The sequence below is a fragment of the Lentzea sp. NBRC 105346 genome (genome assembly GCF_030269605.1).
GTDB lineage: Bacteria > Actinomycetota > Actinomycetes > Mycobacteriales > Pseudonocardiaceae > Lentzea.
This window is the reverse complement of record NZ_BSTQ01000007.1, coordinates 1-15,385: the sequence shown is the minus strand read 5'-3', so window position 1 is coordinate 15,385 and position 15,385 is coordinate 1. Positions and strand designations below refer to the sequence as shown.

Here is a 15,385-nt window from a genome sequence, read left to right as displayed (position 1 = left end):
CGACCTGGGGAGAGTGTCGCCTTGCCGTCCGATTCCGCCACCCGCCAAGCGTGGCTGATCTGGACCACCGCCGTCGTCGTCTACATCGCAGCCGTCTTCCACCGTTCCACGCTCGGCGTGGCCGGCCTGGCTGCCAGCGAGCGTTTCGGGGTAGGACCCGCAGCGCTCGGCGTCTTCACCGTCCTGCAGGTCGGTGTCTACGCGTTCATGCAGATCCCGACCGGGTTGCTGGTCGACCGGTTCGGCCCGCGCCGCGTGCTCACGCTCGCGGCGCTCCTGATGGGTACCGGGCAGCTGCTGTTCGCGGTCGCCGAGTCGTACCCGCTCGGTTTGGTCGCTCGTGCCGTGCTCGGTGTCGGCGACGCCATGACGTTCGTCAGCGTGCTGCGTCTGGCCGCGGCGCACTTCTCGGCCCGCCGGTTCTCGCTGATCGTGTCGCTGACCGCCGCGCTCGGTGGCGCGGGCAACCTGGTCGCGACCGTGCCGTTGACGTTCATGCTGTCGCACTGGGGCTGGACCTGGGCGTTCGTGATCGCCGGCGGCTTCACCGCGCTGTACTCGGCAGTGACTTTGTGGCGGCTGCGCGACCTGCCGGTTGGTGTCACACCGCCGGTTCCCGAGCCCGTGTCGTTCCGCGGCGTGCTGGGACGTGTCGCCGAGGCCTGGTCCGTGCCCGGCACACGCCTCGGGTTCTGGGCGCACTTCGCGACCATGTCGACGCCCGCGATCCTCGGCCTGCTGTGGGGGTTCCCGTACCTGGTGCAGGCGCAGGGGATGTCGCCGGAGCAGGCGTCGTCCATGCTCGGTCTGCTGGTGATCGGCGCGATCGTGTCGTCGCCGGTGATCGGTGCCGTCTTCTCCCGCAAGCCCGAGCTGCGGATGCCGATCGCCGGGTGGTTCGTGGCCGCTGCTCTTCTGGTCTGGACGGTGCTGCTTCTGTGGCCCGGTGGGGTCGTGCCGGTGCCGATACTCGCGGTCGCGTTCCTTGTGTTGACCGTCGGCGGTCCCATCTCGGGTGTCGCGTTCGCCCTGGCACGCGACTACAACCCGATGCAGCGGGTCTCCACCGCCAGCGGTCTGGTGAACGTGGGCGGGTTCACGGCGGTGACGATCGGCGCCCTCGGTGTCGGTGTGCTGCTCGATCTCTGCTCCGGCCTGGCGCCCGCCGTGGCGTTCCGGATCGCCCTGCTGGCGTGCGCGTTCGTCCTGCTGCTCGGCACCTGGCGGATGCTGGTGTGGTGGCGTCGCGCGCGGGCCGAGGTGTTCGCGGCCGAGGCGCGTGGCGAGACCGTACCCGTGCGGCTGCGGCGCAGGCGGTGGGACGCCTCCGCGAACCAGCCGACCGCCGCTTAGGATCTCCGCTCGTGAAGCAACCTGTTGCGCCTGGTCTGGTGGTCGTCGACAAGCCGGACGGCATGACCTCGCACGACGTCGTCGCCCGGATGCGACGCATCCTCGGCACGCGCAAGGTCGGCCACGCGGGCACGCTGGACCCGATGGCCACCGGCGTGCTCGTGCTCGGTGTCGAGCGCGCCACGAAGCTGCTGGGCCACCTGGCTCTGGACAGCAAGGCCTACCTCGCCACGATCCGCCTCGGCGCGGCCACCACGACGGACGATCTCGAAGGCGAGATTCTGTCCACTGTGGACGCATCCGATGTGGACGAAGACGCGATCATGGCTGGGGTCAGGGCTTTGACCGGTCCCATTCAGCAGGTGCCGTCCGCGGTGTCGGCGGTGAAGATCGACGGCAAGCGGGCCTACGCGCGCGTTCGGGCCGGTGAGACCGTGGAGATTCCACCTCGTCCGGTGACCGTGCACCGGTTCGACGTGCTGATGGTGCGGCGGCTCGACAAGTCCACCGAGCTCGACGTGATGGTCGAGTGCTCCTCCGGCACTTACGTGCGCGCTCTCGCGCGTGACCTCGGCGCTGGTCTGGGCGTCGGCGGGCACCTCGGGGCCTTGCGGCGCACCAGGGTCGGGCCGTTCGACCTGCGGGTCGCGCGGACGTTGGAGCAGCTGGAGGCCACTCCGGAGCTGTCGCTGGACCTCGACGCCGCCGTGGCCACGGCGTTCCCGCGGCGGGAGATCGACCCGCTGGAGGCGGCCGCTCTGTCGCACGGGCAGCGGTTGCCTGCTGGTGGGTTCGACGGGACTTACGGCGTTTTTGGGCCGGACGGGCACGTGATCGCGCTGGTGAAGGACGAGGGCAAGGTGGCGAAACCGGTCGTCGTGCTGAGCCCGGCTGGCTGAGAGCGGACCGGAGCGCGCCAGACGAGACGCCTTCAACGTAGGCTGATCGCCGTGCAACGCTGGCGCGGACTCGATCATCTACCAGGCGGCTGGGGCCGGTGCGTCGTCACCATCGGCGTCTTCGACGGTGTCCACAAAGGCCATCAGGCCCTGATCAGCCGGGCCGTCGAGCTGGCCCGCCAGCGGCACGTGCCGTGCGTGCTGATGACGTTCGACCCGCACCCGAGCGAGGTGGTGCGGCCCGGCAGCCACCCGGCGCAGCTCACGACGTTGCGGCGGCGGGCCGAGCTGGTCGAGCAGCTCGGCGTCGACCACTTCTGCGTGCTGCCGTTCACGGTCGAGATGTCGCGGATGCCCGCGGACGAGTTCGTGCACGAGGTGCTGGTCGAGCGGATGCACGCGGCCGCGGTCGTGGTGGGGGAGAACTTCACCTTCGGGCACAAGGCCGCGGGCAACGTCGAGCTGCTGAAAACGCTCGGGCACCGGTTCGGGTTCGTCACCGAGGGGGCGGACCTGGTCACCGCGGACGAGGTGACGTACTCGTCGACCTACATCCGCGCGTGCATCGACGCCGGGGACGTCACGGCGGCGGCGGAGGCGCTCGGCCGGCCGCACCGGCTCGAGGGCATCGTGGTGCGCGGGGACGGGCGGGGTAAGGAGCTCGGGTTTCCGACGGCGAACCTGTCCACGCCCAAGTTCGCCGCTGTGCCCGCGGACGGGGTGTACGCGTGCTGGTTCACCGACTCGCGCGGCAAGCAGCTCAAGGCCGCCGTCAGCGTGGGTACGAACCCGACCTTCTCCGGGCGCGAACGCCGGGTCGAGGCGTTCGTGCTCGACGTGGACGAGGACTACTACGGTCAGCGGGTGTCGCTCGACTTCGTCGAACGGCTCCGCGAGATGGAACGGTTCGACTCCATCGAGGCATTGCTGACGGAAATGCACCGGGATGTAGACCGAACGAGGGAACTGCTCGATCGGTCCTGACCGTCATATCAGGCGAAACCGCACATCCGGACGCCTGCGGCTGGCAGGATGCTGGGCGGACGACACCGGGCTACGGGAGAGGCGAAGGTGGAGGACCACAAGATCGTTCAGCGCAACCTTGCGTTGCAGCGCGAGTGGTACGGCGAACCGCTCGGCGACCGGGTGCGCCGGCTGGTCGTGGCCTTCAACGTGTCGCAGGCGCAGCTGGCCGACGTCCTGGGGATCAGCGCCCCGATGCTCAGCCAGGTGATGAGCGGCAGGCGGGCCAAGATCGGCAACCCGGCCGTGCTCGCGCGCATGATCATGTTGGAGCGCAAGGTGCTCACGCCGGACGTCGCCACCGGCGCGCCCGAGGCGTTGCAGCGCGCGCTCGACGACGTGCGCGAGTCGAAGCCGACCGTGTCGCGGGACTCACTGCCCGTGAACGGCGACGAGGCCTCCGGCCTGCTCGTGCTGCGCAGCGTCGCGGACCGCGCCGAGCTGGTCCAGGCCGCCGACATGCTCAGCGAGGACTTCCCGCACATCGCCGACCTGCTCCGCAAGGCCGGCCGCTCTAGGTGAAGCCCCGGCTCTTCACCGCGCTCTTTCCACCCGAAGAGGTGGTCCGTGAACTGGACGCGGTGCTCGACCGCTCCATGCGACTTCGCTGGGTGAAGCGCGAGAAGTGGCACGTCACGCTGTGCTTCCACGGTGAGCGGGCCGACCTGAGGCGCTTCCACGCCCTCAAGGAGCAGCCCGCGCCGACCCTCAAACTGCACGGTTTCGGGTCGTTCAAAGGCGGCATCCTGTGGGCCGGAGTCGAAGGTCGATTAAATGACTTGGCCCAAGCCGCCGGCTCCGATGAGAATTGGCAGGCGCACCTGACGATCGCGCGGGGCTATCGGAAACAGCCCATGCCGGACTTCACGAGTGCCACCTGGACGGCGACCGAAGCCGTCCTCATGAGCAGCCACGAAGGCGCCTACGTGCCCATCGCGCGGGTGGGCTTGCGCACGTGAGGGGGCCGTCCGCGAGGACGCCTGATAACCTTTCCAGTTGGGTCTGGCTGCGTTCCGTGGCGGCCAGTACCGACTACCCCGGTCCGGAAGACCTGACGCGGGGCCGCACGGAACCGATACAAGGAGAAACACCAAGTGGCACTGACCACTGAGCAGAAGAAGTCCATTCTCGGCGAGTACGGGCTGCACGACAGCGACACCGGCTCCACCGAGGCCCAGGTCGCCCTGCTGAGCAAGCGCATCGCTGACCTCACGGAGCACCTGAAGCAGCACAAGCACGACCACCACTCCCGCCGTGGTCTTCTGCTGATGGTCGGCCGTCGCCGCCGTCTGCTGAACTACCTGACCAAGGTGGACATCAACCGCTACCGCGCGCTGATCCAGCGCCTCGGTCTGCGCAGGTGATACTTGCCGAGGGGGAGTGACCGGAGTGGTCACTCCCCCTCGGCTTACAGCCAGGTGTATACAGAGCCCTGGCTGAAAAGAGGAAACAGGGAACACGCTCACGCGAGCAGTTCGCCGGTCCTCGGTAGTGGCCCCCTGGCAGCAGGAGTCCAGGGGACTTCGATCGAAGACCGGCCTCGTCAAGGCGTGTGCGTGTGCCCAAAAGACGAGGAGTCACAAGTAAATGACGGACATCGAGGTCCACGAGGCGACCGCCGTTATCGACAACGGCCGGTTCGGCTCTCGCACGATCCGGTTCGAGACCGGCCGGCTGGCCAGGCAGGCCGCCGGTAGCGTCGTCGCCTACCTGGACGACGACACCATGCTCCTGAGCGCCACGACGGCGTCGAAGCACCCCAAGGAGCAGTTCGACTTCTTCCCGCTGACGGTTGATGTCGAGGAGCGCATGTACGCCGCGGGCCGCATCCCCGGCTCGTTCTTCCGCCGGGAGGGCCGCCCGTCCACGGACGCGATCCTCACCTGCCGCCTGATCGACCGGCCGCTGCGTCCGTCCTTCGTGGACGGCCTGCGCAACGAGATCCAGGTCGTCATCACGGTGATGAGCCTGAACCCGGCCGACCTGTACGACGTCGTGGCGATCAACGCCGCGTCCGCGTCCACGCAGCTCGCGGGCCTGCCGTTCTCCGGCCCGATCGGCGGCGTCCGCGTCGCGCTGATCGAGGGCCAGTGGGTGGCGTTCCCGACCCACGAGCAGCTCGAGAAGGCCGTGTTCGACATGGTCGTCGCGGGCCGCATCGTCGGTGACGACGTCGCGATCATGATGGTCGAGGCCGAGGCCACCGAGAACGTGATCGACCTGATCGGCGAGGGCGCCACCGCCCCCACCGAGGAGGTCGTCGCCTCGGGTCTGGAGGCCGCCAAGCCGTTCATCAAGGTCCTCTGCGAGGCGCAGGCGCAGCTCGCGCAGGTCGCCGCCAAGGAGACCGGCGAGTACCCGACGTACCCGGCCTACCAGGCCGACGCCTTCGAGGCCGTCGAGCAGGCCGCGTCCGGCGAGCTCGCTCAGGCGCTGACCATCGCGGGCAAGCAGGAGCGCGAGGAGAAGCTCGACGAGATCAAGGCGGCGACGCTGGAGAAGCTCGCCGAGCAGTTCGAGGGTCGCGAGAAGGAGGTCGGCGCCGCGTTCCGCTCGCTGACCAAGAAGCTGGTCCGCCAGCGCATCCTGCGCGACAAGGTCCGCATCGACGGCCGTGGCGTCACGGACATCCGTGACCTCGGCGCCGAGGTCGCTGTGATCCCGCGGACGCACGGCTCGGCGCTGTTCGAGCGCGGCGAGACCCAGATCCTGGGTGTCACCACGCTGAACATGCTGCGCATGGAGCAGCAGATCGACTCGCTCTCCCCGGAGACGCACAAGCGGTACCTGCACCACTACAACTTCCCGCCCTACTCCACCGGTGAGACGGGCCGCGTCGGTTCGCCGAAGCGCCGCGAGATCGGCCACGGCGCGCTCGCCGAGCGCGCTCTCATGCCGGTCCTGCCGAAGCGCGACGAGTTCCCGTACGCGATCCGCCAGGTCTCCGAGGCGCTGGGCTCCAACGGCTCGACGTCGATGGGCTCCGTCTGCGCGTCGACCATGTCGCTGCTCAACGCCGGTGTGCCGCTGAAGGCGCCGGTGTCCGGTATCGCCATGGGGCTCGTCTCCGACGAGGTCGACGGCAAGACCGAGTACGTGGCGCTGACCGACATCCTCGGTGCCGAGGACGCGTTCGGCGACATGGACTTCAAGGTCGCCGGCACCAAGGAGTTCGTGACCGCGCTGCAGCTCGACACGAAGCTCGACGGCATCCCGTCCGAGGTCCTCGCGCAGGCTCTCGGCCAGGCCCGCGACGCCCGTTACACGATCCTGGAGGTCATGGCCGAGGCCATCGACCGCCCGGACGAGATGAGCGCCTTCGCGCCGCGCGTCACGTCGGTCAAGATCCCGACCGACAAGATCGGCGAGGTCATCGGCCCGAAGGGCAAGATGATCAACTCGATCACCGAGCAGACCGGTGCCGACATCTCCATCGAGGACGACGGCACGATCTACGTCGGCGCGGCGGACGGCCCGTCGGCCGAGGCCGCGATCGGCATGATCAACGCGATCGCGAACCCGCAGCTGCCGAAGGTCGGCGAGCGCTTCCTGGGCACCGTGGTGAAGACCGCGGCGTTCGGCGCGTTCGTCTCGCTGCTGCCCGGCAAGGACGGTCTCGTCCACATCTCCAAGCTGGGGAACGGCAAGCGCATCGCGAAGGTGGAGGACGTCGTCAAGGTCGGCGACAAGCTCCGCGTCGAGATCGCCGACATCGACCAGCGCGGCAAGATCAGCCTCATCGTGGTCAACGAAGAGGACGCCGAGAAGAAGACCGAGGCGCCTGCCGCTGAGGCTGCCGAGGCTCCCGAGGCGACCCCCGCGCAGTGATCGTGACGGAAACAAAGGCGACGGCCGCGGGTGCTTCCACCCGCGGCCGTCCGCGTACTGGACGGTTGGGGCACCTGCAGCGGCCCGGCAGCACCGTGGTGCTGGAGCGTTCCGAGGGCTCCGAGGTGCGGCGCAGCATGCTGCCCTCGGGCCTGCGCGTGATCACCGAACGCATTCCGAGCGTGCGCTCGGCGTCGGTCGGGCTGTGGGTGCAGGTCGGGTCGCGCGACGAGCGCCCCGAGGTCGCGGGTGCGGCGCACTACCTGGAACACCTGCTGTTCAAGGGCACCGCGCGGCGCACCGCCAAGGGCATCGCCGAGGAGATCGACGCGGTCGGCGGCGAGCTGAACGCGTTCACCGCGAAGGAACACACCTGCTACTACGCGCACGTGCTCGACGAGGACCTGGCGCTGGCCATGGACCTTGTGTGCGACGTGGTGTTCGACGCGGTGTGCGGGCCGCGTGACTTCGAGACCGAACGCGGTGTCGTGCTCGAAGAGATCGCGATGCGCGACGACGACGCGGAAGACCTGCTGCACGACGCGTTCATCGAGGCGCTGCTCGGCGGGCACGCCCTGGGACGTCCGGTGCTGGGCACCGAGAAGTCCATTCAGGACATGGACCGCGACGCGCTGTACACGTTCTACCGCAAGCGTTACACGTTGCCGCGCATGGTGCTCGCGGTCGCGGGCAACATCGAGCACGCGCACGTGATGCGGTTGGCGCGCAAGGCGATCGGCGAGCGGCTGTCCCGCACGGGCACGGCCGTCGCGCCGCGGACCGGACGGGCCCGCATCCCCGGAAACCGCAAGCTGGTGCTGCACACCGACGACACCGAGCAGGCTCACCTGATGCTCGGCGTGCGCGGGCTGGACCGGCACGACGAGCGCCGGTTCGCGATGAACGTCCTCAACGCCGCGATCGGCGGTGGCATGAGCTCGCGGCTGTTCCAGGAGGTCCGGGAACGGCGCGGCCTGGCGTACCAGGTGTACTCCTCGGCCGGCCTGTACGCGGACACGGGCACGCTCTCGGTGTACGCGGGCTGCCAGCCGGACCGCCTCGGCGATGTCGCCGGCGTCGTGCGCGAGGTGCTGTCCGACGTCGCCAAGCACGGCATCAGCGACGCGGAGGTGGCGCGCGGCAAGGGACAGCTGCGTGGCGCGCTCGTCCTCGGTCTCGAGGACACGAGCTCCCGCATGTCGCGCATCGGCAAGAGCGAGCTGAACTACGGCGACCACCTCAGCGTGGAGCAGACCCTGGCGCGCATCGACGCGGTCACCGCGGACGAAGTGGCGTCGCTCGCACGTGATCTGTTCCGCCGTCCCGTCGCCGCGGCCGTGGTCGGGCCATACGATCACGCCGACGATCTTCCTTCTCAGGTGCACGAGGTGATTGCATGATCCGCGTCGGAGTGCTCGGCGCTCGGGGCCGCATGGGCGCCGAGGTGGTCCGGGCCGTCGAGGGCGCACCGGACATGGAGCTCGTGGCGCAGGTCGACGCGGGCGACCCGTTGTCGGCGCTGACGGACGCGGGCGCCGAGGTCGTCGTCGACTTCACGCAGCCGCACGTGGTGATGGACAACCTCAGGTTCTGCGTCGACAACGGGATCCACTCCGTCGTCGGCACGACCGGGTTCTCCGAGGAGCGGCTCGCCACGGTCGCGTCGTGGCTCGAGGACAAGCCGTCGGTCGGTGTGCTGATCGCGCCGAACTTCGCGATCGGTGCCGTGCTGTCGATGCGCTTCGCTTCGATCGCCGCGAAGTACTACGAGTCGGCCGAGGTCATCGAGCTGCACCACCCGCGCAAGGTGGACGCCCCGTCGGGCACCGCCGCGCACACCGCGCGGCTGATCGCCCAGGCCCGCAAGGCCGCGGGCGTCGGCCCGATGCCGGACGCCACCACGGAGGAGGCGCCCGGTGCCCGCGGCACCTCCGTCGACGACGTGCGCGTCCACTCGTTGCGGATCACCGGCATGATCGCCCACCAGGAGGTCGTGTTCGGCGCCGAGGGCGAGACGCTGACCATCCGGCACGACTCGCTGGACCGCAAGTCGTTCATGCCGGGTGTGCTGCTGGCGGTGCGGGAGATCCTGACCCACCCCGGTCTCAGCGTCGGGCTCGACACGTTCATGGACCTGTGAACACTCGCGTCACCGCACTGATCCTGACCGCCTGCCTGGTGGTCTACTTCGTGCTGCTCGGCCAGCGCGGGGTGCTGTTGATCGGCACGGGTGAGCCGGTCGGGATCGCGCTCGGCATCGGCGTCCTGCTGCTGCCGTTGATCGGCGTGTGGATCGCCTGGACGAACCTCAGGTTCGGCTGGCAGACGGAGAAGATGGCGCGGGAGCTGGCGGACCAGGGCGGCCTGCCCGACACGTCCGCGCTGCCGCGCCGTCCCTCCGGCCGCGTCGACCGCGACGCCGCCGACGCGTGGTTCGAGGACCGCCGCGCCGAGGTCGAGGCGACGCCGGAGGACTGGCGTGCCTGGTTCCGGCTCGCCCACGCGTACGACATCGCGGGCGACCGCCGGCGGGCTCGCGAGACCATGCGACGGGCCATCGAGCTGCACTCCTAGCTCAGGCCGTCGAGCACTCGGTCGAGGCCCCAGACGTACTGCTCGGTCGAGATGTAGGCGGCCATCACCTCCGTGCTGGCCGCAGTGCGCGGAAACACTTGCGGTGGAACGGCTTCGAAGGCTTTTCTGCGGGTGTTGATCCGCTCTTTCTCGGGTGGCGCGGGCATCTTCGGGTCGAGTTCCGCGGCCTCCAACGCGATCGACCCCAGCATGTAGACGATCAACAGGTAGGACGCGCGCGCCGCGTCCTCTTGGGACAGTCCGACCTCGGCCAGCAGATCGAGCAGCCGTTCGCCGAACTCCAGCGCCCTCGGTCCGTCCATGGGTGCGCCCAGCAGCAGCTTGGTGGCACCGGGGTGGTCGAGCAGCCGTTTGCGCAACCCGAGCCCGACCTCGTGAATCCGTTGCCGCCAAGGGATTCCGGTATCCGCGAGCACGTCGAGGCTCTGCTCGCCGATCAGGCGGTCGACCACGGCCCGCAGCACGGCCACCTTGTCCGGGAAGTACGTGTAGATCGCGTTCGGCGCCACGCCGACCTCACTCGCGATGCTGCGCACCGACACGGCGTCGCCACCGCGTTCGTCGAGCAACTTCAGCGCGGCGGTGACGATCACGTCGCCGGACAGCGAGCGCTTCGGGCCAGGTTTCACGGCACTCCCTCTTGACTCGATCTCTGTACAGCGTACAGACTCGAAGAATGTTGTACACCGTACAGAGATCTGCTCGTGGGTTGATGGTCGCGGCCGTGGTCGCGGCGAACGTGGCGTTCGTCCTGCTCGGCGCCTCTTTCGACTATCCGGCCGTGCTGCGGTATCCAGACGCAATGGCTCGGTTCCAGGCCGACGCCGGGGTGATCGGGGCCGAGTTCGCCCTGCTGGCGTTGGGCGCTGCGTTGCTGGCGCCGATCGCGTGGCTGGTGGACCGGCGCACCGCCTGGCTCGGCATTCTTGCCGCTGCGGTGCAGGTCGTCGGGCTGCTCCGGTGGCCGCTCGTCGTGCCGCACCTGACCGACGTGTCGACGTTCCACACGCTCAACCTCGTGCTGGGCGTGATCGTGGGAGAGACGCTCGGGTACCTGTTCACCGCGGCATGGACGGCCGCGATCGCCTGGCGGTTGAAGGGTTTTCTCAAGTGGCTGGGCGTGGTGTCCGCGGTGATGATCGCGAGCGGCGTGGTTCCGGCGTTGGGGCTGGTCAACTTCGCCGGCTACCTCGCGTGGAGCGTCTGGCTGCTGGTGCTCGCTTTTCGGTCGAGCGGTTCCGGATCGATCTCCGACCGACCTTCGAGAACCTCGTCGCATGAGCGAGACGTTGACGCTGAAGGCGCGCGCCCAGGCCCCGCTCGAGCGGGTGCACCGGGCGCTGACCGACGCGGGGGAACTGCGCGCGTGGCTCGCTGAGCACGCTGCCGTCGAACTGCCTGGCACGTATGGGTTCTGGGGTCGCTACACACCCGAGGGGGATGCGCCGCATCAGCGGCCGTTACACGTCGACGACCACACCGTGCGGGTCGCGTGGCTGCTCGACGGTGTGGAGACCGTGCTCGAGTTCTCGTTGGCTTCGTTGGACGGCGAGACGATCATTTCGTTGTCGCAGACGGGTTTTCCCGGCTGGCACGAGGCCGCTCGCGCCACCACGATCCGCGGCGTGCTGCACACGTTCTGGGCGTTGTCGCTGGCGAACCTGGTCGACCACGTCGAGGGCCGGCCGTTGACGCCGCGGGCGGACTTCACCGCGTCCGAGATGCGTGCCGTCGTCGACATCGGTGCCGCGCCGGCGGACGTTTTCGACGCGTTGACCGATCCGGAGAAGTTCAGCCGGTGGTTCGGTACCGAGATCGGCATCGAGCCGTTCGTCGGCGGCCGGTTCGCCATGGGTGGCCTGGAGAACGACCCGTCGCCGGCGAAGATCGTCTCGTTCGCACCGGGGCGCTCGCTGGTCGCCTCGTGGGACGAGGGCGGCATGGTGGCCTCGTGGGAGCTCGCGGGTTCCGGCGGCGGGACGCGGGTGACGTTCGTGCAGAACGGGTTCGGGCCGGCGCACTTCGGGTCGTGGCTGGGATGGCTGGCCGGGTTCGCCGAGCTGCGGCGGTTCCTGGAGTACGCCGACTGGCGGTCGCTGTTCGTGACAGTTCCGCTGGGTGTTGAATAATCGCGGGTATTTCGTAACCGTGAGAGCTAGATCATTCGGCTTTCACCCGTTTGCGCTTTGGATTGTCCGGCGCGCGCTCGATACGTTAAGGGTCGTGCCGGACAATGCCAAACTCACCGTCGCCTGCCTCGTCATCGTCGCCGCCGTGACCGCGTCGCTCGTACTCGGTTAGGCGATCCAGCCCGCGAACATCGCGGGTGAGGCGGCCAGCAGGCTGAACCGGGCGAAGCGGCCGACCGTGCTGGTCGTCACGAACAATGTGGTCGACATGCCCGAGAACCCCGCGAGCACGCTCGTCGCCATGAACGGCGGCAGGCCGACCACAGAACTCACCGCATGCGTGCCGAACATCCAGTGCGGGTGCCGGTGGCAGCGGTCGCGCACCCACTCCATCCAGCGCTGCCAGCGTGACTTCGGCTTGTCCGGGTCGCGTTCCTTCTTCTTGCGCTGCAGGAACTTCGGCAGGTGCAGATCGCCACGGGCGGCGTAAAAGTAGAGCAGCTTGCCGATGACCTGCCCGGCCGCGACGGCAGCGCCGACGAGCCAGCAGGTCATTCCCGTCTGTTGCGTCGCCAGGCCCAGCACGAACAGCTCGATGCTGATGAGCGGAATGATCGCTGAGCCCAAGGCGATGCCGAAGGTCAGTGCCACCCAGGCAATCACCCGGCCGAGGCTACCAACCTCACATCAGCCGAGTCTTATCGACAGCTCTCCGGTCACTCTCACTTCACGCAACGGTCGCCCGCCCGCGTCCAAAGTGCGTACCGTGCCGTCCGGCATCCAGCCCAGTCGTTCATAGAACGCCTTGGCCGCGCGGTCCGCCTCCGGAATCCACGCGATGCCGCGGGTGGCCCCTTCTTTCTTGAGCGCTTCGGCCGCGGTGGCGACGAGGCGGGCGCCGTGGCCGCGCCGGCTCCACCGTGGTTCGACGAGCACGCTGACGAGGGCGGTGGTGGCGGCGTCCTCGGGCAGCGATCCGTCCGCCTTCGCCACTTCTTCCTCCGGAGCGGCCCCGGCGACGATGAAGCCGACGGTCCACTCGCCTTCGGTCGCGACGAAGACCCCGCCGTGGTCCACGGCCTCCTGCCACGCCGGTCCGGCGTCGAGACCCTCCAGGACCTCGGCCGGAAGGAGATCCGCGTACACCGCGCGCCACGTGTCCCGGTGGATGCGGGTGATCTCGGGAACGTCGTCGGGAGTGGCGGCGTGGACGCCGGCGTCGGCCATGCCGGAAACCTAGTGGATGGCACTGCGGGCTTGTCGCAGTGATCCCGTTCATACCGGGAAGTCCTTTTGCCGCAACCGATCCGCAACACCCCCCGATCGTGATCTCCGCATGCCGACCTTCGTCGGTTAGGGTTTTTGTTCATGTCCAAACAGACAGCATGGACGCTCGCGGACCTCTCGGCGTTGCCCGAGGACTGTGCGGTGGAGGTGCTAGACGGCGCTCCACTGGTGCGCGCGAACCCGTTGCCGGTCCACCAAAGGATCATCCGTCGCCTGGCGTCCGCACTGGAGACCCAACTGCCCGACGCGTGGCAACTGGAAACGCGTGTCCCGTTGTTGCTGGCCGACAACCCGCTCGACTACCTGTGCCCGGACCTGGTGGTCTTCGGCGCGGACGTCCCGCTGACGGAGCGGTTCGTGTCAGGCGCCTCGGTCCTCCTGGTGGTCGAGATCGTCGGCACCAACCCGTCGATCACCAACGCCTACGCGCGCGCCCGCATCCCGCACTACTGGCGCGTGGAGGAGAACTCGGTGCAAACCCACGTCCTGGACACCGGCCGCTACGTGCCGACGGGCGTCTGCGCCCTGTCTGACGTGCGCTTTTCCTGAAATTGTCGGACAGTCGTGGCAACATCCGTCCCGTGCAGACGATGAGCGCGGATGTTGCCCGCCGAACCGCGTTGGCGGCGCAGGGCTTCGCCGACCCCCGACCTGTCTCGGCGCCGGGCCGGCGTCACCTGCAGCGAGTCATGTCCCGAGTCCAGCTGATCCAGCTCGACTCGGTGAACGTCGCCGTGCGCGCGCACTACATGCCGTTGTTCAGCAGGCTCGGCGCCTACTCGCCGTCGCTGCTCGACGACGCGGCCTGGTCTCACACCGCCCGCAAACCGCGCATGCTGGTGGAGTCTTGGGCGCACGAGGCGAGCCTGATTCCGGTGGAGGACTGGCCGCTGTTGCGTTCCGGCGCCAAGAAACCTGGGTGGTGGCGGCATTACGCCCACCTTTTGGAGGACGAACCGGGGCTGGGTGACGAGCTGCTGGCCGCCGTTAAGGAGCTCGGCCCGATCGGCGCTGGGCCGCTGGAGCGGGCTCTGTTGCAGGAGTCGCAGCGGTCCCGTGGTCCTTGGTGGGATCGTTCGGAGGTTAAGCGGCTCTGCGAGTACTTCTTCGGGCTGGGCGTTCTGACCACCGGTACTCGTAAGGGGTTCGAGCGCCTCTACGACCTGTCCGAACGTGTGCTGCCGCCCTCGGTCTTGTCCCGTGAGGTGTCTGCTGAGGAGGGTGCCCAGGCGTTGGTGACCCGCGCTGCTGTGGCGCTTGGGGTGGCTACTGAGCCTGATCTGCGGGACTACTACCGGCTTGATCCACGCCGTAGTCAGGCGGCGGTGGCTTCGTTGGTGGCGGATGGGGTGTTGGAGCCCGTTTCTGTTGATGGCTGGAAGGCTCCCGCCTATCGGCACGTTTCTGCGCGGACGCCTCGGCAGGTTCGTGGGCGGGCTCTGTTGTGTCCCTTTGATCCGTTGATCTGGGAGCGGGCTCGTACTGAGCGGATCTTCGGGTTCCGGTACCGCATCGAGATTTATGTGCCTGAGGCTCGGCGGGTTCACGGGTACTACGTGTTTCCGTTCCTGTTGGACGGTCACCTGGTTGCTCGGGTGGATTTGAAGGCTGATCGGGCGGCTGGGGTGCTGCGGGTTCAGGGGGCGTTCGCGGAGGACGGGGTTGATCGGGCTCGGGTTGCGGTGGAGTTGGGGGAGGAGTTGCGGCTCATGGCCTCTTGGTTGGAGTTGTCCGGGGTTGTGGTGAATGGGCGGGGGGACCTGGCGGCTGAGCTTGCCGCCGTGGCTTGAGGCTCGGGGGCGGGAAGGTACGGCTCGCGGGGCTGGGTGGGCTCGCGCGGGGCTGAGGTGCGGACTCGCCGGGGCTGAGCTGAGGACTCGCGTGGAGCGGGAGGCGGGGCGCCGAGCGGGGGCCGGGATTGTTGGGGCCGTGGCGCTGTCGGTCGGCTTGCGTTTGTGTTGACGCGGCGGCTTGTGTGGTGGGTTGCGTCGTGTGACGCGCTGACTTCCTTGGCTGCCGGTTGGGTGCGTGGTTGCGCCTTGGCTGCCGGTTTCGTGCGTGGTCGCCTTTTACTGCTCGGGGCTCCGCCCCGGACCCCGGCTCAGCTCAAAGAGGGGCCCTCCCTGGGGTCCGGTTTCGTAGTGGGTTGCGTTGGGGTGGTGGGCCCCTCCCGTCGCATCGCACCTGAGGCAGCCGCATCCGAGACCCCAGGTCAAGCGAAAAGCGTGCTTGACCTGGGGTCTCGGATGCGGCAGGGCTTCGCCTGCGATG

Annotated in this window: 17 protein-coding genes; 14 read left to right on the top strand and 3 right to left on the bottom strand. The window is 68.6% G+C overall.

The annotated features are described in order from the left end of the window. The first annotated feature begins 21 nt into the window (after positions 1-21). From QSK35_RS16590 to QSK35_RS16545, 10 genes are all read left to right on the top strand, one after another. The gene (locus QSK35_RS16590; protein ID WP_285747014.1) at positions 22-1,353 is read left to right on the top strand and encodes an MFS transporter; all 1,332 of its coding nucleotides are present in this window, start codon (positions 22-24) and stop codon (positions 1,351-1,353) included. 11 nt (positions 1,354-1,364) lie between these two features. Beyond that, a complete protein-coding gene (truB, locus tag QSK35_RS16585) occupies positions 1,365-2,252 on the top strand; it encodes a tRNA pseudouridine(55) synthase TruB (protein WP_285747012.1) in 888 nt (295 codons plus the stop codon). 51 nt (positions 2,253-2,303) lie between these two features. Beyond that, positions 2,304-3,236 carry a bifunctional riboflavin kinase/FAD synthetase gene (locus QSK35_RS16580; RefSeq protein ID WP_285747010.1) on the top strand — a complete coding sequence of 311 codons (933 nt, stop codon included), beginning with the start codon at positions 2,304-2,306 and terminating at the stop codon, positions 3,234-3,236. A gap of 87 nt (positions 3,237-3,323) precedes the next feature. Then, entirely contained in the window at positions 3,324-3,797 is a 474-nt protein-coding gene (locus QSK35_RS16575) for a helix-turn-helix domain-containing protein (RefSeq protein WP_285747008.1), read from the top strand. Then, positions 3,794-4,234: a 2'-5' RNA ligase family protein gene (locus tag QSK35_RS16570; protein WP_285747006.1), complete on the top strand. Its 441-nt coding sequence runs from the start codon at positions 3,794-3,796 to the stop codon at positions 4,232-4,234. The genes QSK35_RS16575 and QSK35_RS16570 overlap by 4 nt, the downstream gene beginning before the upstream one ends. Positions 4,235-4,369: 135 nt before the next feature. Continuing rightward, positions 4,370-4,639, top strand: coding sequence for a 30S ribosomal protein S15 (rpsO, locus tag QSK35_RS16565; RefSeq protein ID WP_285747004.1), 270 nt, complete (start codon positions 4,370-4,372; stop codon positions 4,637-4,639). 223 nt (positions 4,640-4,862) lie between these two features. After that, positions 4,863-7,103: a polyribonucleotide nucleotidyltransferase gene (locus QSK35_RS16560; protein WP_285747002.1), complete on the top strand. Its 2,241-nt coding sequence runs from the start codon at positions 4,863-4,865 to the stop codon at positions 7,101-7,103. A gap of 2 nt (positions 7,104-7,105) precedes the next feature. After that, positions 7,106-8,503, top strand: coding sequence for a M16 family metallopeptidase (locus QSK35_RS16555; RefSeq protein ID WP_285747000.1), 1,398 nt, complete (start codon positions 7,106-7,108; stop codon positions 8,501-8,503). Continuing rightward, a complete protein-coding gene (gene dapB, locus QSK35_RS16550) occupies positions 8,500-9,243 on the top strand; it encodes a 4-hydroxy-tetrahydrodipicolinate reductase (RefSeq protein ID WP_285746998.1) in 744 nt (247 codons plus the stop codon). The genes QSK35_RS16555 and dapB overlap by 4 nt, the downstream gene beginning before the upstream one ends. Next, positions 9,240-9,677, top strand: a complete 438-nt coding sequence (locus QSK35_RS16545) for a hypothetical protein (protein WP_285746995.1) — start codon at positions 9,240-9,242, stop codon at positions 9,675-9,677. Before dapB ends, QSK35_RS16545 begins: the two co-directional genes overlap by 4 nt. Here QSK35_RS16545 and QSK35_RS16540 read toward each other — a convergent pair. Then, on the bottom strand, positions 9,674-10,327 hold the full coding sequence (locus QSK35_RS16540; RefSeq protein WP_285746993.1) for a TetR/AcrR family transcriptional regulator: 654 nt from the start codon (positions 10,325-10,327) through the stop codon (positions 9,674-9,676). The genes QSK35_RS16545 and QSK35_RS16540 overlap by 4 nt on opposite strands. A 47-nt stretch (positions 10,328-10,374) precedes the next feature. Here QSK35_RS16540 and QSK35_RS16535 point away from each other — a divergent pair, with 47 nt between their 5' ends. Together QSK35_RS16535 and QSK35_RS16530 are read left to right on the top strand one after the other, a co-directional pair. Continuing rightward, positions 10,375-11,076, top strand: a complete 702-nt coding sequence (locus tag QSK35_RS16535) for a DUF4386 domain-containing protein (protein ID WP_285746991.1) — start codon at positions 10,375-10,377, stop codon at positions 11,074-11,076. Continuing rightward, positions 10,976-11,827, top strand: a complete 852-nt coding sequence (locus QSK35_RS16530) for an SRPBCC family protein (protein ID WP_285746989.1) — start codon at positions 10,976-10,978, stop codon at positions 11,825-11,827. The genes QSK35_RS16535 and QSK35_RS16530 overlap by 101 nt, the downstream gene beginning before the upstream one ends. A gap of 168 nt (positions 11,828-11,995) precedes the next feature. Here QSK35_RS16530 and QSK35_RS16525 read toward each other — a convergent pair whose 3' ends face one another. Next, on the bottom strand, positions 11,996-12,490 hold the full coding sequence (locus QSK35_RS16525) for an SNARE-associated domain-containing protein (RefSeq protein WP_285746987.1): 495 nt from the start codon (positions 12,488-12,490) through the stop codon (positions 11,996-11,998). A gap of 24 nt (positions 12,491-12,514) precedes the next feature. Continuing rightward, the gene (locus QSK35_RS16520) at positions 12,515-13,054 is read right to left on the bottom strand and encodes a GNAT family N-acetyltransferase (RefSeq protein WP_285746986.1); all 540 of its coding nucleotides are present in this window, start codon (positions 13,052-13,054) and stop codon (positions 12,515-12,517) included. A gap of 141 nt (positions 13,055-13,195) precedes the next feature. Here QSK35_RS16520 and QSK35_RS16515 point away from each other — a divergent pair, with 141 nt between their 5' ends. Further along, positions 13,196-13,663: a Uma2 family endonuclease gene (locus tag QSK35_RS16515; RefSeq protein WP_285746984.1), complete on the top strand. Its 468-nt coding sequence runs from the start codon at positions 13,196-13,198 to the stop codon at positions 13,661-13,663. A gap of 41 nt (positions 13,664-13,704) precedes the next feature. Beyond that, on the top strand, positions 13,705-14,904 hold the full coding sequence (locus QSK35_RS16510) for a winged helix-turn-helix domain-containing protein (protein ID WP_285746982.1): 1,200 nt from the start codon (positions 13,705-13,707) through the stop codon (positions 14,902-14,904). The last annotated feature ends 481 nt before the right edge of the window (positions 14,905-15,385 follow it).